Origin of the sequence: Aureimonas pseudogalii (assembly GCF_014196835.1) — a bacterium.
Classification (GTDB): domain Bacteria; phylum Pseudomonadota; class Alphaproteobacteria; order Rhizobiales; family Rhizobiaceae; genus Aureimonas; species Aureimonas pseudogalii.
Genome location: NZ_JACIEK010000001.1, coordinates 203,503 through 220,175 on the forward strand (window position 1 = coordinate 203,503; position 16,673 = coordinate 220,175).

General features: G+C 67.8%; 18 protein-coding genes. All 18 read right to left on the minus strand.

Annotation, left to right across the window (positions count from 1 at the left end; genetic code table 11):
- Position 1: 1 nt before the first annotated feature.
- The 18 genes from GGR04_RS01015 to GGR04_RS01100 all read right to left on the minus strand — a co-directional run bounded on the left by GGR04_RS01015 (position 2) and on the right by GGR04_RS01100 (position 16,673).
- Positions 2-502 (minus strand): hypothetical protein, encoded by a 501-nt coding sequence (locus GGR04_RS01015; RefSeq protein ID WP_183196979.1) that lies wholly within the window; start codon positions 500-502, stop codon positions 2-4.
- Positions 499-852, minus strand: coding sequence for a hypothetical protein (locus GGR04_RS01020; protein WP_183196981.1), 354 nt, complete (start codon positions 850-852; stop codon positions 499-501). Before GGR04_RS01020 ends, GGR04_RS01015 begins: the two co-directional genes overlap by 4 nt.
- Positions 853-944: 92 nt before the next feature.
- On the minus strand, positions 945-1,400 hold the full coding sequence (locus GGR04_RS01025; protein ID WP_183196984.1) for a rod-binding protein: 456 nt from the start codon (positions 1,398-1,400) through the stop codon (positions 945-947).
- A gap of 80 nt (positions 1,401-1,480) precedes the next feature.
- A complete protein-coding gene (locus GGR04_RS01030) occupies positions 1,481-1,885 on the minus strand; it encodes a hypothetical protein (RefSeq protein WP_183196986.1) in 405 nt (134 codons plus the stop codon).
- Positions 1,882-2,637 (minus strand): flagellar biosynthetic protein FliR, encoded by a 756-nt coding sequence (locus tag GGR04_RS01035; protein WP_183196988.1) that lies wholly within the window; start codon positions 2,635-2,637, stop codon positions 1,882-1,884. The genes GGR04_RS01030 and GGR04_RS01035 overlap by 4 nt, the downstream gene beginning before the upstream one ends.
- Complete coding sequence (gene flhA, locus GGR04_RS01040; RefSeq protein WP_183196990.1) at positions 2,634-4,724, minus strand: flagellar biosynthesis protein FlhA; 2,091 nt, start codon at positions 4,722-4,724, stop codon at positions 2,634-2,636. Before flhA ends, GGR04_RS01035 begins: the two co-directional genes overlap by 4 nt.
- Before the next feature lie 197 nt (positions 4,725-4,921).
- A complete protein-coding gene (gene fliQ, locus GGR04_RS01045; RefSeq protein WP_183196992.1) occupies positions 4,922-5,188 on the minus strand; it encodes a flagellar biosynthesis protein FliQ in 267 nt (88 codons plus the stop codon).
- A 2-nt stretch (positions 5,189-5,190) separates the two neighbouring features.
- On the minus strand, positions 5,191-5,598 hold the full coding sequence (gene flgD / locus GGR04_RS01050) for a flagellar hook assembly protein FlgD (protein WP_183196994.1): 408 nt from the start codon (positions 5,596-5,598) through the stop codon (positions 5,191-5,193).
- Positions 5,599-5,600: 2 nt separating this feature from the next.
- The gene (gene flbT, locus GGR04_RS01055; protein ID WP_183196996.1) at positions 5,601-6,053 is read right to left on the minus strand and encodes a flagellar biosynthesis repressor FlbT; all 453 of its coding nucleotides are present in this window, start codon (positions 6,051-6,053) and stop codon (positions 5,601-5,603) included.
- Positions 6,054-6,056: 3 nt separating this feature from the next.
- Positions 6,057-6,407 carry a flagellar biosynthesis regulator FlaF gene (gene flaF, locus GGR04_RS01060; RefSeq protein WP_183196998.1) on the minus strand — a complete coding sequence of 117 codons (351 nt, stop codon included), beginning with the start codon at positions 6,405-6,407 and terminating at the stop codon, positions 6,057-6,059.
- A gap of 104 nt (positions 6,408-6,511) precedes the next feature.
- Entirely contained in the window at positions 6,512-7,597 is a 1,086-nt protein-coding gene (locus GGR04_RS01065; RefSeq protein WP_183196999.1) for a flagellar hook-associated family protein, read from the minus strand.
- Positions 7,598-7,613: 16 nt separating this feature from the next.
- Positions 7,614-9,086 (minus strand): flagellar hook-associated protein FlgK, encoded by a 1,473-nt coding sequence (gene flgK, locus GGR04_RS01070; protein ID WP_183197001.1) that lies wholly within the window; start codon positions 9,084-9,086, stop codon positions 7,614-7,616.
- 168 nt (positions 9,087-9,254) lie between these two features.
- Positions 9,255-10,610 (minus strand): flagellar hook protein FlgE, encoded by a 1,356-nt coding sequence (locus tag GGR04_RS01075; RefSeq protein WP_183197003.1) that lies wholly within the window; start codon positions 10,608-10,610, stop codon positions 9,255-9,257.
- Between the two features lie 184 nt (positions 10,611-10,794).
- The gene (locus tag GGR04_RS01080) at positions 10,795-11,466 is read right to left on the minus strand and encodes a response regulator transcription factor (protein ID WP_183197005.1); all 672 of its coding nucleotides are present in this window, start codon (positions 11,464-11,466) and stop codon (positions 10,795-10,797) included.
- A 338-nt stretch (positions 11,467-11,804) separates the two neighbouring features.
- Complete coding sequence (locus GGR04_RS01085; protein WP_183197007.1) at positions 11,805-13,319, minus strand: flagellar hook-length control protein FliK; 1,515 nt, start codon at positions 13,317-13,319, stop codon at positions 11,805-11,807.
- The gene (locus GGR04_RS01090) at positions 13,316-14,647 is read right to left on the minus strand and encodes a MotC family chemotaxis protein (protein WP_183197009.1); all 1,332 of its coding nucleotides are present in this window, start codon (positions 14,645-14,647) and stop codon (positions 13,316-13,318) included. The genes GGR04_RS01085 and GGR04_RS01090 overlap by 4 nt, the downstream gene beginning before the upstream one ends.
- Entirely contained in the window at positions 14,644-15,786 is a 1,143-nt protein-coding gene (locus tag GGR04_RS01095; RefSeq protein ID WP_183197011.1) for a flagellar motor protein MotB, read from the minus strand. The genes GGR04_RS01090 and GGR04_RS01095 overlap by 4 nt, the downstream gene beginning before the upstream one ends.
- Positions 15,783-16,673 (minus strand): hypothetical protein, encoded by an 891-nt coding sequence (locus GGR04_RS01100; protein ID WP_183197013.1) that lies wholly within the window; start codon positions 16,671-16,673, stop codon positions 15,783-15,785. Before GGR04_RS01100 ends, GGR04_RS01095 begins: the two co-directional genes overlap by 4 nt.

Sequence of the window (16,673 nt, forward strand, 5' to 3'; positions counted from 1 at the left end):
GTCATTCGGGAACGGTGATCTTCTTCACGTCCGCCGTCTTGTAGATCTCGCCGCCGAGCTGGTTCTTGGGCATGAAGTCGAACTGGTCGACCATCACATCCTCGACGACCTTCTGCCCGTAGCGCTTGTTCACGGACTCCTTGATGGAGCCGAGAAGCGCCTGCAGATCGTAGCGCTCGGGATTGCGGAAGTCGAAGCCCGACACCGAGTAGACGGCGCGGAACGCCTCGTCGAGAATGATCGGATCGGGCGGCACGGCGAGCTTGGCCGCCGTCTCCCCGTCGATCGTGTAGACGAAGCGGGCGAGGACGTAGCCCTGGATGGCGTTCTCGGCGATCAGCGGCACGGCGATGCCGTCGGTCTTGCGGTAGTCGAGACCTTCGAAATAGTCGGCCTCCTTGGGCGCCGCGGTGGTCTCCGACGAGCGCATTGTGGCGACGGCGTAGCTCGTGCCGAGGGCGACGACGCAGACCCAGATGCCGATGCCCAGGATCTTGATCATCGGACGGGACGGGCCCCCTGGTGCGTGGCGGCGTAGGTGCCGTCCGACTCCGCGTCGGCGATGGCCTGGGTGATCAGGCTCGCGACCTCGGCGGTGGCTTCCATGTGAAGCTCGATCGTGCGTCGGTTGTCGGCGAGCCGCTCACGTAGGCCCGTCAGCCGGTCGCGCAGGCCTTCGCTCGCCTCTATCCCCTGGAAGCCGCGCGAAATGCGAGAGAGCTCCATCAGGCTCTGGTTCTTTCGGTTGCTGATGTCGCCGAGCCCGACATGCTGTCCCGATTGAAGCGCCAGCGTCTCGCCCGCCAGAACGGCTTCGAGACGATTGATGGCCTGAGTGAGTACAGCTTCCAAGATCCTGCCCTTTGATCGTCCGGCCGCAGCCGTTCCTGGTGTCGTGGTGACGGGAGGGGCCGCGGGCGCCCCCTCCCCCTGATGTTGCGAGATCAGCGGCCCGAGGGACCGGACGTCTTCGCCGCGTCGGCCTCGCCGCCCTTGCCGGCCTTGCCGAGCATGTCGGCGATACCGATGCCGCCCGAAGCCGACATCTCATCGGCCATCCGCTCGGCGAGCATGGATTTCCAGATCTTGCCGGCGCTGCCCGTTCCGAAGAACGACGCCTCTTCGGTCGGCATCATGTTCTCGATGAAGGACCGGAGCACGAAGCTCTCGAACTGCTGCAGCGGCTTGAGCTCGCCGCTCTTGGAATGCTGGTAGACGGTGCGCCCGCTGTCGCTCGGCTCCGCCGCGCCGGGCGACGCGGCGCCGGTGCGCGCGGCGCTTTCCAGCGTGGCCGCGAAGCTCGGCTGCGAAGCGGAGGGGCCTGCGGACGTGCCGACGGGCGACGCGGCAGGCGCGGCGCGCTCGCCGGCAATGGTCGCGGTGACGGCGGAAACGGTCATCGGTGGATCCCGGCGAAGGAGGGTTCGGCGGCGGCGCGAAGGGCGCACCGGTCTGTTGCGTCCGGTCTAGCAAACGCCACTTATTTGAAGCTTGCGGCCTGTGCGACGAGATGCTCGTCCAGCGCTTCGAGAAGGCCGACGCGTTCGGCCGCCGAGCGGTCGGCGCGGGCGGCCGTCTCGGTCGCGCGCTCGATCCGCTTCTCGATGCGGCGGATCTCGGTCAGCGCGCCGCGCGCCGCCGCCTGCCGCTCCTGCGTCTCGCGCAGCGCCAGATCGTTGCGACGCAGCGCGGACACCTTGGCGTCGAGGAACAGCCCCTGCATCAGCGACTGGCGCCCGAGCGTGTCGAGAAGCTCGATCTCGGTGGCGCGCAGCGCCTCCTCCTCGCGCACCATCTCGGCGAGCTTCCACTCCGCCAGCTTGCGCTTCTGCTGCTGCACCGCGAGCACGCGCCCGAGGCGATCGGAGCGGCTGCCGCCCCTCATCCGAACAGCACCCAGGAGCGGAAGCCCTCGACGAAGAGCGTCAGGAAGTCGCCGACCGAGACGCCGAGCAGCACCAGCCCGCCCGCCAGCACGAAGGGCAGCGAGATGAAGTAGACGGGAATGGCCGGCGTCATCTTGTTGGCGAGGCCGATCGCGAAGTTGACGACCACGGCATAGACGACGAAGGGGCTGGCGATCCGCAGGCAGAGCTGGAACGTCTCGTCGAGATTGTCGACGAGCGAGGCCAGCCCCGAGCGGATGGAGAATCCGAGTTCCACGGGGATCGCGCGATACGACGAGATGAGCGCCGTGACGATCTCGGCGTGGAGGTTCAGCGAGAAGATCATCACCGTCGCCGTCAGGGTGATGAGCGTGACGAGCGCGGGGTCGGCCTCGTGCCCCTCGATGGGAACGCCGAGCGTCTGGCCCATGCCGATCGCGTTGGCGACGATCGAGCCGGAAAACTGGAGGCCGATCATGAAGACGCGGCCGAGCAGCCCGATCAGCATGCCGTTGAGGATCTCGCCGAACATCATGGCGATGCGCATGTCGTCGGCGGCCTGCGCGACGAGCGGCGTGATCTGCGGCAGCAGCCGGGGCGACACCGCCACCGCCACCGCGAAGGCGACGAAGAGGCGGATATGGGCGGGGATGCGCACGCTGGAATAGCCGGGCAGCAGCATCAGGCACGAGCCGATGCGGCAGAAGACGAGAAACACCGACAGGATGGTGATCTCGGTCTCGGCCGTCACGAGATCGTGCCCAGCGCGCGGATGTCGACGCCGCGCGCGATCTCGAGATGCGACAGCACCGGCAGGTTCACGAAGATCCGCTCGATCATCATGCGCACGTAGGGGCGCGCGTCGGGCGAGGCGACGAGCACGAAGTTCTCGCCCTGGTCGGTCTTCTCGCGGATGACCTTCGAGGCTTCCGTCGCGAACTGCTCGACGAGGCGCGGATCGATGTCGAACTCGGTGACGTCGCCCTTGGCGTCGCGCTTGAGCGCCTGGTGGAAGGCCAGATCCCAGCGATTGCCGAGGCGCAGCACGCCGAGCTGGCCGTTGTGCAGGAGATCGCCGCAGATCTGCTGCGCCATGCGGGTGCGCACATGCTCCACGATCCGCTCGGAGCGGCGAACATGCGGCGCGATCTCGGCGATGGCCTCGAGGATGAGCGTCAGGTTGCGGATCGAGACGCGCTCGGCGAGCAGCAGCTTGAGCACCGCCTGGAGACCCGAATAGGACATGTGGGCGGGCACGATCTCGTCGATCAGGCGCTTGTATTCGGGCTCGAGGCGATCGAGCAGCGCACGCATGTCCTTGTAGGAGAGGAGATGGGCAAGGTTGTTGCGCATCACCTCGGAGAGATGCGTCAGCACGATCGACAGCGTGTCGACGGGCTCGAAGCCGGCGCGGCGGGCCGCCGAGGCGAAGGTGTCGGAGATCCACGCGGCCTTCAGGCCGAAGGCCGGCTCCTTCGTCAGGTCGTGCGGAATGTCGGGCGCCGGGCTCTCGCCGAGCACGATGAGGAGATCGCCGAGCCGTAGCGGCTGGGTGGCGACCGTGGTGCCGTGCACCTTGATCGCATAGGACCGGGAATCGGTCGTGAGATCGTCGGAGAGCTTGATCTCGGGAATGACGAAGCCGTAGCGCGAGGCGAAGCGCCGACGCATCTTCTGGACGCGGCTGGCGAGCTCGTCGCGCGAGAACGACAGATGCGCGGCCACCTGCTTGCCGAGCACCAGCTCGACCTCGATGATGCGCAGGCTCTCCTTCACCGACTGCCGCTCCGCCTCGACCGAGCGCTCCTCCTCCTCGCGCTGGGCGGTGTAGTCGCGCTGGCGCTCCACGGCGCGGCGGCGGGGAATGAGGATACCGAGCGCCGCAAGGCCGGCGGCGACGATCGCGAAGGGCAGGAAGGGCAGGCCCGGCAGCAGCGCCAGGAGACCGATCAGCGCGGCGGCGACCATCAGCGCGCGCGGATAGTGCCCGAGCTGCGTCATGATGGCCTTTTCGGCCGCGCCCCGGGTTCCGCCCTTCGAGACGAGAAGGCCGGCGGCGAGCGAGACGACGAGCGCCGGGATCTGGGTCACCAGACCGTCGCCGACCGACAGCTTCACGAAGACGTCGGCGGCGTGGGAGGGATCCATGCCATGGCGCGTGACGCCGATGATGATGCCGCCGAAGATGTTGACCGCGGTGATGATGAGGCCGGCGATCGCGTCGCCGCGCACGAACTTGGAGGCACCGTCCATCGAGCCGAAGAAGGACGATTCCTCTTCGAGTTCCCGGCGGCGCGTCTGCGCCTGCTTCTCGTCGATGAGACCGGCCGAGAGATCGGCGTCGATCGCCATCTGCTTGCCGGGGATGGCGTCGAGGGTGAAGCGCGCACCGACCTCGGCGATACGCGTCGCGCCCTTGGTGATGACGAGGAAGTTGACGGTGATCAGGATGATGAAGACGACGATGCCGATGACGAAGTCGCCGCCCATCACGAACTGCGAGAACCCGCCGATCACGTAGCCGGCGGCGTTGTGGCCCTCGTCCCCGTGGGAGAGGATGACGCGGGTCGTCGCGATGTTCAGCGACAGGCGCAGCATCGTGGCGAGCAGCAGCACGGTCGGGAAGGCCGAGAAGTCGAGCGGCTTCTCGATCCACAGCGAGACCATGAGGATGAGGATCGACAGGGCGATCGAGATCACCAGCCCGGCGTCGATGAGAAACGCGGGAATGGGAACGAAGAGCACCGCCAGCATCGCCACGATGGCGATGGCGAAGCCGATGTCGCGCGAGGACGACTTGGGCAGCGGGGGCGCGAGTTTCAGCGTGTCGACCGACATGCGGCGGGCTCCTCAGAAAGCTGCGAACGGGGCCAGACGCGGACGGCCCATTCGTTAACGCTTTATTGCCCACCGGACTGGTGCCGGGCTGATTGTCGTCCGCTCACCCCGTAGCGAGCCGATGCCGCAACGACAAAGGCGCCCCGACCGGCCTTGCCGGTAGGGCGCCCTGCGATGGCGGCGAAACGGAGGAGCGCTCAGTAGCCGTGCTCGATCCGGGAGTAGCTTTCCTGCGTGAAGGCGTAGACCTGCGCCCCGGTGAAGGAGGCCGTGAGGGCGATGATCACGAAGATCGCGAGGATCTTCGGCACGAAGGTGAGCGTCACCTCCTGGATCTGCGTCAGCGCCTGGAACAGCGCGATGAGGATGCCCACCAGCATGGCGCCGCCGACGGCGGGCCCGCAGGCGAGAACCACCGTCCAGATCGCGGACTGGACGATGTCGATGGCGTCGGCTTCGTTCATCGCTATTCGACCCGCACGCCCGAGGCGAGCGTCACGGTCTTGCCGGAGGCGAGCGTCGCGACGGTGCCGTCGGTGGTCACCTGAACCGACTTCACGACGCCGCTGACCGTCTGGTCGCCGGAGGTGACGGTGCGCCCGATCAGGCTGTTGGCCTGCGTCAGCGAGCTCAGCGTCGTCATCGCCTCGAGCTTCTGGTTCAGCTTGATCGACTGCTCGACATTCGAGAACGAGGCGAGCTGGCTCATCTGCTGCGTCGGGTCGGTCGGGTTGAGCGGATCCTGGTTCTTCATCTGCGCGACGAGAAGCTGCAGGAAGGCGTTGTAGTCGAGGCCGGTCTTGATGCCGGCGGTGTCGGCCTTGGCGACGGCGGCGGCGGCGGTGCCGCTGACGGGGGAAACGGCGGCGGCCATGATCAGCGCGCTCCTGCTGCGATCTGGACCCGCGCGGGGGCCTCGATCGGGGGAATGGGGCTAACAGTGCCGGCCAGGATCTCGTCCTCGAGCGGAATGAGAATGCGCAGGCGCTTCAGCGCGTCGAAATAGCGATCGCGCGCCACGAGATCGGCGACGTCCTGCAGGCCCGAGCGGACGGCGAAGGACGAGAAGGCGGCCAGGAGGGCGGGATAGCTGCGCTCGAAGCTGGCTCGAGAGTCGGCGGCGGTGGCCGGGTCGATCAGCATGAGCTGGACCACGAAGTAGAGCTGGCGGATCGGCGTGTTGGCGTCCGCTGCCTGCATCACGTGGCTTTCGAGCAGAAAGGTCACGTCGTTCATGAATTCCAGATGCGTCTTGCGGTCGACCCGCATGACCGCGCCGTTGACGAAGATGCGTTCACCGGCGCGCAGCGTGATGCGAAGCGTCGACATCGATCAGGACTCCAGTCCGTCGCGGATCATCTGCGTGATCTCGATCATCGGCTGGAAGCTCTCGACGCGGCCGAGCCGGATGGATTCGGCCTCGCGCATGACCCAGAGACCGATGGAGATAAGGCTGGCACGCAGCTCTTCCGGCAGGGCGTTCTCCGCGCTCGCGAGGTCCTCCACGAGGATCGACCAGAGATTGCGCGTCACGTAGATGGCCTCGATCGCCTCGCGCGAGCGCGGACCGGCGGTCTCGGCCCGTTCGAGCGAGGCGATCATGTTGTCGAAGGCTTCGCGCTCGCGCTCGCGCGCGGTCGAGGAGCTTTCCTGTGCGACCTCTGCGTAGGAGAACTGGTACATTCTCATTCCTCGGTACGTGGGAGCGTCATGTCCCAGATCAGAACGGTTTCGGTCGGCGGGAAGCCGTAAGTGCCGGCAGCGGCCGTCAGTGCCGGCAGCGGCCGTCAGAGATAGTTGAGGATCGAGAGACTCTGCATTCGCCCGGTGATGGCGTAGGTCTTGTCGAGCTGGGTCTGCAGATCCTTGACGAGGAGCAGCGCCTCGGTCTCGTCGACGCCTTCGAGGCGCATGTAGGCGGCCTGGACGATGTCCTTCTGCTTCGTCAGGGTCGTGTCGGCCGCCTCGATGCGGGCGAGGCGCGTTCCGACGTCGGCGTTGATCCGGGTGATGCCGTCGTTGCCGGCGACGAGCTTGGCCTGCGCGGCCTTCATCACCGTGGCGCGGGCGCCGTCTCCCATCGATTCCACGCCGAGCGCCGTGATCATCGCGTAGCCCGCCGCCATGTCGCGGAAGGCCTTGTCGTTGGCGCTCACCGTGGTGGTGATCGTCTCGGTCTTGGAGATCCGCGCCTCGCCGATCTCGTCGGAGGCGTTCGACCAGTTCTGGTCCCAGGTCGAGACGGTGGCGGGCGAGACGGGCGTGGTGGAGAAGGAGTCGCTGAACTTGTAGCTCTTGCCGTCGCTCGCGGGGTAGCCGGTCTCCGACAGGTAGGCGCCCATCTGCGCCTCCGTGACGTTGGCGCGCGTCACCGCGGTTCCGGTGGTCGCGCTGGCCGCGGCGAGGAAGGCGTTGAAAGCGGTGGTGACGGCGGCCGAACCGTCCTCCATCGGCTTCACGTCGGTCTGCGTGCCCGAGAAGTAGTACTGGCCGCCGGTGTTGTTGTTCACCGAACCAATGAGCTGCTGCATGTTCTGCTTGGCGGATGCGACGACCGTCGGCGTTCCCGTGGCGGTCGCGGTGCCGGTGATCAGCTGGCTCTGGAAGGCGACCGCGGTCTTCGACACGGCGTCGAGCGTGCCGGTGACGAGCTTCAGACGCCCGCTCACCAGCTTGTTGGACGCCAGCGTGCGGTCGATCGTCGTCTCGTCGGCGCGATAGGAGATGGCGGTGCCGGTGAGCCGGCCGAGCGTCAGCCCGACGTCGGCGTGGCGGCCGGTGAGGCCCTCTTGGGTGGAGTCCTTGATCTGGCCCTGGATCCGCAGGATCGAGGACCGCGCGAAGGTGCTGAGCGACAGGCTGGAAATGCTCATGGACGTTCGGTCCTCGTCACACGGATTGCAGGAGGGCCGCCATCATCTGATCCACCGTGGAGATCAGCTTGGACGAGGCCTGGAAGGAGCGTTGCAGATCGAGCAGCATGGTCAGCTCGGTCTCGAGATTGATGCCCGTCTCGTTGGAGAGGGTCTCCTTCGTCTTGTCGACGAGGGTCTGCTTGTAGGTAGTCTCCGACGACTTGGCGCTGCGCTGCGACTGGAGCCAGCTCATGGAATTGCTGGCGAAGTCGGCGAGAGTTCCCGTCGAGGTCAGGCTGTCCGTCGTCTGGGTCGACTTGGTTTCCAGCTTGCCGATGAGATCGTTGATGCGGCCGGTGAAGCCCGCCGCGCCCGTGGTGTTGGACTTGTAACCGTTGACGTTGGTCGCGATGGCGTCGTCGTCGTTGATGCCGCCGTCGCGCAGGAGGAACGGGTTCTTGACCGCCGCCGCCGAGACCGAGAGGCGACCCGCGAGGCCGGGAGACTTGTCGACGAGACCGTTGACGCCGTTCGGCGCCGTGAACAGACCCGTCTTCGGCGTGTCGCCGCCCGGCGGCGTCACGACGAGCTTCTCCTCGAAGGCGCCGATCAGACCCTCGGCCGTCTTGTCGAGCTGCGACTGGAAGTCGACGGCGGTTTTGTCGCGCAGTTCCACGAGGCCGGCGATGCGGCCGTCGCGAACCGGCATGTAGGCGTTCGGCCCCGTCACCACGGTGCCGTCGATCTTCATCGCATTGCCGGCGACGCCGGCGGTCAGCGGCGAGGTCGCGGTGTACTCCACCGGCCGGGCGATCTTGTCGAAGAGGGTCACGCCGCTGTCGGTGTGGAGGACGAGATCGTTGTCGCCGCGGATCTGGGCGCTGACGCCGACATAGATCGAGAGTTCCGCGACCGCGTGGTCGCGCTGGTCGACGAAGTCGGTGACGTCGATGTTGCCGCGGGTGCCGGCGGTCACCTTCTCGTTGAGATCCTCGATCCGGGCGAGGATCTTGTTCATGTCCTCGGCAGCGAGGACGAGGTTGTCGTCGGCGTCACGACGAATCACGCCGACCGTCGTGGTCAGATCGTTCAGCGAATTCGCGAGGTTCTGCGCCGAGCTGACGGCGGCCGAGGCGAAGTTGACGTTGTTCGGCGAGACCGCCAAGTCCTTCAGCGCGTTCGTCATCTTGTTGACGAGCGCGGCGGGCGAGCCATTGCCGGCCGTGTCGCCGATCGTCTCGTTCAGGCGGTCGAGGCCGTTCAGCACCGCCGAGGAGGTGTTGAGCGCGGAAGTCGACTCCAGCATGTTGCGGAAGAGAACCGAGTTCTGCGACTGCGCGACCGAGCGCACCTCGACGCGGCCGTCGGGTCCCGTCACCACGTTGGCGTATTTTCGCGTGGCGCCCGGGTCGTTGACGTTGGCGACGTTGCGCGAGACGAGCGCGGTCTGCGTCTGCGTCGCGATCAGGGACGACTTGGCGGTGTTCAGGGCAGACGAAAGGGTCATGGGTCGCAGCGTCCGCATCGGGAGGTCGGGATGGCCCGTCGGCCCCGCGGGCGGGGCCGACGTTTGTCTGGCGAGGGCCAAGCCCCGCCTGCGGGGCTGACGTCGGTGTTGGGGAAGGTCGGCGCGTAGAACGGGGCCGCACGTCGTGCGACGACGGCCCCTGCCCGGTCAGCGCTTCAGGTTGACGAGGACGTCGAGGATTTCCGAGCCGGTCTGGAAGACCTTCGAGTTGGCGGTGTAGCCGCGCTGGGACTCGATCATCGTGGTGAGTTCGGAGGCGAGATCGACGGTCGATTCCTCGAGCGCACCGTGCACCAGCGTGCCGAGGCCGCTCTGGCCGGCGACGCCGACGAGGATGGTGCCCGAGGCGACGCCCGCCGAGTAGACGTTGCCCGACAGCGACTTGAGATTGTCGGGGCTTTCCACCATGGCGAGCGGGATCTTGAAGAGCGGCACGTCCTCGCCGGATGCGAAGGTCGCCGAGACGATGCCGTCGTCGGAGATCTTGATCTTGTCGACGTTGCCTGGCGGGTTGCCGTTCACCTTGGCCGAAAGGGTCTGGTAGGCGGTAGAGACCGACGAGCTTCCGGTCAGGTCCAACTTCATGGACTGACCATTCGGAATGGGAATCGTCAACGAAGTCGGCCCCACCAGCTTACCGCTGGCGTCAAATGACACGTCGACCGCGGTCATGAGCTGTCCGCCAGTTGCGTAGGGGAATGGCGCGGTGGCACCGGTTGCTGCCTTGGAGCGATCGAAGACGGCATATTGCCAAGTCGCATTCGTTCCGGGAACGACTGGAGGACCCGCTTGGGCGGCCGTGCCATCGGCAGTCTTGGTCATGTAGATGTCGAGAATGACCTCCTTGCCCGCGTTGTCGTAGACGACCAGTGACTCCTTGGAGGTCGGTCTCGCAGTCGCGCCGTTGGCACCTGGAAGCGTTCCCTCCACCGAGGTGGGAGGCGTCGCAGGCGTACCTGTCGCGGTCTTCAAGGCTGCCTTGTCGAGGTTCACGCGCAGCGTGCCGCTGTCGGTTGGCTTCAGCCGCAACTCGGAGGAGTTGAGGTTCACGTTCTGAAGGCCGGCAAAGCCGTTGGCGACGCCTTGAATGTCGTCCATCGGCAAGGGATAGCCCTTGAGAATGTAACCGGCGGCATTGACCAAGTCGCCATTTCCGTTCTTCACGAAAGCCCCGGCGCGGGTGAGGAAGTTGCCTCCGTCGCCGTCGCCGACCACGAAGAAGCCCTTGCCGTTCACGGCGAGGTCGACGGCCTGGCTGTTGTTGGCATTGCTGGTGTAGCCGAGGCCGCCCTGCTGGCTGACCAGCGTGCGGGTCTGCGACTCGACGACGCCCGAATTGTACTGACCGGGGCTGGAGTCCAGCACCATGGTCGAGAACTCGGTGGTCGACTTCTTGTAGCCGGTGGTGTTGGAATTGGCGATGTTGTCGGACACCGCGCCCAGGCGGTTCGCCTGTGCGTTCATGCCCGACACGCTGGTGCGCATCAATCCGCCGATGCTCATGTCCCGACCTCGTTCTCTTGGGTTCAAGGCAAACTACGCGATGAAGCTTGTCCGGGGCTGCCACGCTCTATTATTTAAAGAATAGGCTGTTAACCTTTACTTAACCAATACAAGAAACCCTCGGGCACGGAGTGCGCCGAGGGTTTGATGAAGTCTCAATACTGGAGGGGGCAGATGGGCGGGATCAGACCCCGATGCCGTAGCCGAGGTAGCGCTTCGAGGAGACCGGATCGTAGCCGAGGCGCATCTTCAGCTTCTTGCGCAGCTTCGAGATGTGGCTTTCGATGACGTTCTCTTCGACGTTCTCGTCGAAGATGCCGTAGATCGCCGAGAACAGCTGCTGCTTGGAAACGCGGCGGCCCTTGTTGGCGACCAGATATTCGAGGATGCGGCGCTCGCGGCGCGGCAGCACCATCGGCTCGCCGCCGACTTCCGCGTCGCGGCCGTCGGAGAAGACGCAGATCTCGTCGCTAGACGTGCGGTTGCGGTCGATCGCCACGTCGCGGCGGCGGATGGCGCCGACCCGGGCGAGGATTTCCTTCACGTGCACCGGCTTGGCGACGACGTCGTCGATGCCGGCGGCGAAGAGATCGAGGGTGGAATTCAGCGCCTTGGCTTCGGCCAGCGCGATCAGCGGGGCGACCGAGCGCGAGCGAACGAGGCGGGTGAACTGGGCGCGCTCGGGAAAGTCGCCCAGCAGGAAGGCTTCGACCGAGGAGATGTCGACGTCCGACGCGGTCTCGACCCAGTCGCGGAACTCGTCGACGCCGAAGCCCGCGGAGGAGACACCTTCCGTCGAGAACAGGGACTTGTAACCGTTGGTCACGAGCTCTCTATTGTCCACAACTACGATCATCTTGGCCCCGCCGCGTCTCTTGCGTTTCGTTAGGGAAAAGATAACCAAACCCGCCGAATCGGCCTATCCTGAAAAATCATTAGAGGGTTAACGCAACCTTTTCACGACCTGCTCTAAAGCTTGCGTTTTCAACAGGTTGAAAGGTCTTGTTAAGGACGATTAAAATTGTTCCGACGTCCAGTGTCCGATCTACCGATACCGGCTGGTGCGAAACTGATGAGGCTGCAACCAAAAGCTGCAGCCTCGCTTAGTATCAGGTTTCGGAAGTGATGGTGGCCTGAGCCGGCGAATGTCGGCGATCTCGGTCGAGAGACGATCCGGCTTTCGCCGGACAGGCTCTAGAGATAGGTCGAACCGGCGCGCTGGGGTGCGGGCGCGGCATCGCGGCGCGGCGTCTCGGGGGCCGGCGCGGACCGGCGCTCGGGCGACTGGCGCGAGCCCTCGCCGGTGCCCGCGTCTCCGCCGCGCGACTGGCCGCCGGAGCTCGGCGAGCGGGAGTCCGAGCCGCCGCCGGAGGAGGTGCCGGCGTCGCTGCTGCGCGCCGCCGAGGCGACGGCATCGCGCGTCACCACGGTGATGGCGGCGTCGTCGACCGAGAACCCGGCATGCTCCAGCACCGCGCGAAGGGTGCCGCGATCGTCGGCCAGAAGCACCGCCGTGTCGGCCTGGCTGGCCGAGAGTTCGAGCGTCAGCTTGCCCTCGTTGAGGCGCATGGAGACCTCCAGCGTGCCGAGATGCTCGGGCTGGAGCTGGATCGTCAGCGTCTTCAGGGCTGCGCCGCCCGCCCGCATGCGAACATGCGCCTCGCCGGGCTGCGGTGCCGGAGCGCCGGAGCTCGGCACGGAGGTGCCGAGCGCTTCCAGAATGCGTCCGGCCACCTGACCGGCGAGATTGGCCTGCCCGCCGGCGAGGCTCGCGCCCGGGCCGGTGAGGCTCGACGCATCCGCCGTCCGCACGTCCGCACGCAGGTCGAGATCGGCAAGCGCCGTCTGCGCGGCATTCGATCCGTCGCGGCTGGACTGACCGGACCCGCCGGACCCGCTTCGCTCGCCCGCTCCCTGCCCGAGCTGCGCCAAGGCCTCGTCGAAACTCAACCGCGGGGCCTCGGCCCGGCCCTCGGTGGCCGACGCGGACGAGGCGGCGTCCTTCGCCGCCGCGGCCTCCCGTCCGGAGGACCGGGCGGGGGCCGACAGCAGCGCCGCCAGCTCGTTGCCCGGCGTGGACGCAGCCGCGACCGCGAGGCCGCCCGGGGCCGACTCGGCGGCGAGCCCGGTCGCATCGGCCTTTCCGGCCGTGGTGACGAGAACCATGCCGTCCTGGTGCGGCTCGAAATGGGTTTCCATGCGCAGCACGTCGAGACGCAGAGCCTTGACCTTTTCCGACGCGGCGTCGGCCGGCACGGAGACGGCCGCGTCCGCATCCGGCGTCGCCACCGGCTTTTCCGTAGACGGCTCCTGCGGCGTCGCCGCGCCGGCCGGCGCGCTCGCCTGCGCGGGAAGCGTTGCCGCCAGACCGATCAGGCCGAGCAGCGACTGAAGCGCGCGGATGTCGGCCGCAGCGGCGTCGGGCTGCGCCGTCGCCGTCCCGTCGGCGACGGGATCGGTCTCGCCGGCGCTGGCGGTGTCGTCCACAGCCGTGTCATCGGCGGCGGCGACATCCTTGGGCGAGGCGTCGGCAGCGGCGGCACGAGGTCCCGCGCCCTGCCCATCGGCCTTGGCGGGACGGGCCGCGGCGCCGCGAACGGCCTTGTCGAAGGCCTCGCCCTGCGTGTTGCGGGCGGACTCGTCGCGGCCGGACGACCGCGAGCCGACGGGATCCTTCTCGACGGCGACGGGAGCAAGTTCGATTTTCATGGCTTGGACGCGATGAGATCCTGGGAAGCCTGCGCCAGGGCCTGCTCCGCGCGGGAGAGGACGGACGGGGCTTCGGGCGTGGACGGGGCGGCGACCGGGTCGGCCGCGGCGACGAGCGGATGGGCGTCGATCGAGTCGAGCACGCCGAAGGCGGCGTCGAGCAGCTTGGCGTCCTCGGGATGGAGCTGCGCGGCGTCGATCGCTTCGAGTTCGCTTCGCGCGCCCGCCGGGTCGGTGGTTCCGAGCCGCGAGGCCACCTCGTAGAGCCGGCCGCGAACCCGGTCGGCCTCGGCGACGCCTTCGAGGCTCAAACCCTTTTGAGCGGCGTCGTTGGCGAACTTCAAGTTGCCTTCGACGAGCGAGCGTCGCGACGCCGACAGGAAGAGCCGGGCCTGCCGCGGATCGGGAAGGCCCGCCAGAACGTCGGCCATCGCCGCCATCGCAGCGCCCGGATCGGTCTTGGCGCGCCCGACATAGATCGCGGCGAACCGCGCCTCGAAATTCCCCGCATAGGACGAGTCGGCGTAGCGGTCGAAATATTGCCGAGCCAGCCGATCAGCGAACGTCCGTTCGCCCTGCGCCTCGACGAGCGTCGCCTCGAGCCGCAGCGCCGCCTCCTCGATCAGGGTTCCCGGCGCCAGCAGCCGTGCCCGGTCGAGATGGGGCAGCGCGTCGGCGGGATGATCGATCTGCAGGATCTGGCCGAGCACCAGGCTGAGCTGCGCCGCGAGCACCGGCTCGAGGCTCGCGAGATCGACTTCGAGAAGCCGCTTGGCCGCGGTTTCGAGATCGTTGCGCACATAGGCACTGGCCCCCTGGACGAGAGCGGTCTGCGTTTCGTCGAGAAGGCTCTCGCCCGCCAGCCGGTCGATGACCTCGGACGAGCCGCCGCTCAGCGTGAACAGGATGACCGCCCGCACGTTGCGCGGATCCTTCCAGACCACCGGATCGGCTTCGAGGAAGGTGGGGCCGAAGCGCCTCAGCAGCAGGGCCTGCACGCGGATCGCCCGGTCGTTGCCGCGCGCCACCTGATCCTGCAGGAACTGCACCGATCGCATCACGTCGAACGGCATCGGCGTGCGGCTGGTCTTCCAGCTGGGGTCGAAGGGCGCGGTCGCCAAGGCGGCCCCCGTCGCCGCCGCTTGGCCGTGCGCGGCACCGGTCGCCGGCGCCTCGCCTTCGGCCGCGCCCGGCGCTGCCGCCGCACCGTGGTCCGCGCTCGACGCCGCCGTCTCGGCTTCGGCCGCTTCGGCAAGCGCCGGCACGGGCAGCGCGAGCGCCTGCCCGAGCATCAGCACCCCGAGCGTCCATCCGGCCGCCCGTCTCACGCCTTGGGCTCTTTCAGCAGGATCTCGATCCGCCGGTTGCTGGCGGCCTCGGGATCGCGGACGTTGCTCGGCTGGCGGTCCGCGACGCCCTCGATGGCCTCGACGCGGCGATCGTCGAGCCCGCCTCTCATCAGCATGTAGTAGGCCATGTGCGCACGCGAGGTTGAGAGCCGCCAGTTGTCGGTCTCGCCGCTGCCGCCCGCGAAGGGCCGGGCGTCGGTGTGACCACGGATGACGATCGTACCCGGACGATCCTTAACGATGGCCGCGATCTTCTCCATGAGACGGATCGCGTCGGCGGTCGGCTTGGCGGAGCCGATCTGGAACATGCCGGTGTCCAGCGTGTCGGCGAGCGAGATCGTCACCGTTCCCGTGCCGGGGTCGCCGGCCGTGACCTTCACGTCCGCGACGTCGGCGGCGGGATCGTTGGCGCGGATCTCGCTCTGCAGCTTGGCGGCGTCGGCCGCCTGCTCGCTCGCCGGCTTCACGTCGGACGTCGCAGCCGAGGCCGGCAGGGCGATTGCAGGCGTCGCCACCGTGGCGAAGCTGTCGGCCACGGGCGGCGCGCCGGCGGGCGCGTCGGCCGCGGCCAGCATGTTGGGCTGCAGCTGCCAGGAGGTGGGGTCGAAGGGGTCGCGATAGGCGTCGCCGCCGTTGAGGCCCGGCAGGCCGGTTCCGTTCGGCTTGCCCTTGGCCATGCCGTTCTGCACCGCCGGGCCGGCATCGGCCACGATCTCGGCGAGCACCGCGTAGGGGTCGCGGAACAGCGCCTGGTCCTCGCCGCCTTCGGCGGTGCCGCCCACGGGCTTGCCGCCGGGCTGCCCGGGCTGCGATTCCGGACCGGTCGACTTCTCGGCCGGCGAAGCCTGCGCGGACGGCGCCGAATCGGTTTCCGTCAGCCCTTCCGACGGCGGCTTGTCGCTGTTGAGCTCGATCGGGTTGAAATATTGCGCGATCTGCTTCTTCGTCGCGTCGTCCGACACCGAGGTCAGCCACATCACGAGGAAGAACGCCATCATCGCCGTCATGAAGTCGGCGAAGGCGATCTTCCAGGCGCCGCCATGATGGCCCTCGTCGAGCTCGCCCGAGCGGCGGACGATGATGATCTGCTGCTCGTGCAGTCTGTCGGTGGTGCTCACGAAAGAGCCTCCTCCACCGCCTTGAGCCAGGCGGCGAGACGCGTCTCGATCACCGTCTGGTTGGCGTCGATGCGCACGTCGGTGTGGCTCTCGTCGGCGTCGAACGAGACGTGGCGGGCGTGGTCGCCGAGCTTGGTCTCGAGCGCGTCGAGGAGATCGCGCGGGCCCGAGGCCGCGATCTTCACGGTCTGCCCGTCGAAGGCGATCGTCTTCACCGCGCCGGCGAGGTCGTCCACCGTCTGGCGCTTGCGGGCGTCGAGCACCAGCGGGCGCAGCAGGCCGTTCAGCGTCGTCTTCAGCGCGTCCTCGAACACCGCCATCTGCAGGATCACGAGATCGGCCAGACGGTCGCCCTCGGCGTCCACCCAGAGCCGGCGCGTCTCGGCGAGCGCCGCGCTCTGCTGGACGGCGAGCTCCTGGCGCAGCTCGTCGAGGCGGGCCTGCGTGACGCGTTCGAGATCCTGGCGCACGGCCTCGACCTCGGCCTCGGCCTCGCGGCGGGCTTCGCCGACGGCGGCGTCGAGCTGTTCCTGGAAGGCTTCACGGTCTTCTGCCCGCGCCTGACGCTCGGCCTCGAGTTCGCGCAAGGGCACGCGGGGCTCGGTGACGGGCCGCAGCGGTGCAGGGGCCGCGCGCACCGGCAAGGCGGCCGACGCCAGCGGCCGGGACGGAACGGTAAGCGGAGCGGCGGGTCGGGGCTGGCCGGAGAAGGCGGAGGCCGGCGAGGTGATCGCCTTGCGCGGCATCGCGGTTTCCGCGGGAACGCGCGGCAGCCCGGTCTCGAAGGCGCGGATGGGGGCGCTCGCGGGCCGGCGCGCGCCTTGCGGGCGCAGCGGCACGAATTCGTCGTCGGAGGGGTCGGCGAGAAGCTGGGACAGGGGGATCAT

Bases quoted from the DNA above. Each gene is read 5' to 3' on its own strand.
- GGR04_RS01015 (WP_183196979.1), bottom strand. From the start codon at position 502: ATGATCAAGATCCTGGGCATCGGCATCTGGGTCTGCGTCGTCGCCCTC.
- GGR04_RS01085 (WP_183197007.1), bottom strand. From the start codon at position 13,319: ATGAAAATCGAACTTGCTCCCGTCGCCGTCGAGAAGGATCCCGTCGGC.
- flaF (WP_183196998.1), bottom strand. From the start codon at position 6,407: ATGTACCAGTTCTCCTACGCAGAGGTCGCACAGGAAAGCTCCTCGACC.
- GGR04_RS01065 (WP_183196999.1), bottom strand. From the start codon at position 7,597: ATGAGCATTTCCAGCCTGTCGCTCAGCACCTTCGCGCGGTCCTCGATC.
- GGR04_RS01030 (WP_183196986.1), bottom strand. From the start codon at position 1,885: ATGAGGGGCGGCAGCCGCTCCGATCGCCTCGGGCGCGTGCTCGCGGTG.
- GGR04_RS01025 (WP_183196984.1), bottom strand. From the start codon at position 1,400: ATGACCGTTTCCGCCGTCACCGCGACCATTGCCGGCGAGCGCGCCGCG.
- flbT (WP_183196996.1), bottom strand. From the start codon at position 6,053: ATGTCGACGCTTCGCATCACGCTGCGCGCCGGTGAACGCATCTTCGTC.
- GGR04_RS01100 (WP_183197013.1), bottom strand. From the start codon at position 16,673: ATGATCCCCCTGTCCCAGCTTCTCGCCGACCCCTCCGACGACGAATTC.
- flhA (WP_183196990.1), bottom strand. From the start codon at position 4,724: ATGTCGGTCGACACGCTGAAACTCGCGCCCCCGCTGCCCAAGTCGTCC.
- GGR04_RS01075 (WP_183197003.1), bottom strand. From the start codon at position 10,610: ATGAGCATCGGCGGATTGATGCGCACCAGCGTGTCGGGCATGAACGCA.
- fliQ (WP_183196992.1), bottom strand. From the start codon at position 5,188: ATGAACGAAGCCGACGCCATCGACATCGTCCAGTCCGCGATCTGGACG.
- GGR04_RS01080 (WP_183197005.1), bottom strand. From the start codon at position 11,466: ATGATCGTAGTTGTGGACAATAGAGAGCTCGTGACCAACGGTTACAAG.
- flgK (WP_183197001.1), bottom strand. From the start codon at position 9,086: ATGACCCTTTCGTCTGCCCTGAACACCGCCAAGTCGTCCCTGATCGCG.
- flgD (WP_183196994.1), bottom strand. From the start codon at position 5,598: ATGGCCGCCGCCGTTTCCCCCGTCAGCGGCACCGCCGCCGCCGCCGTC.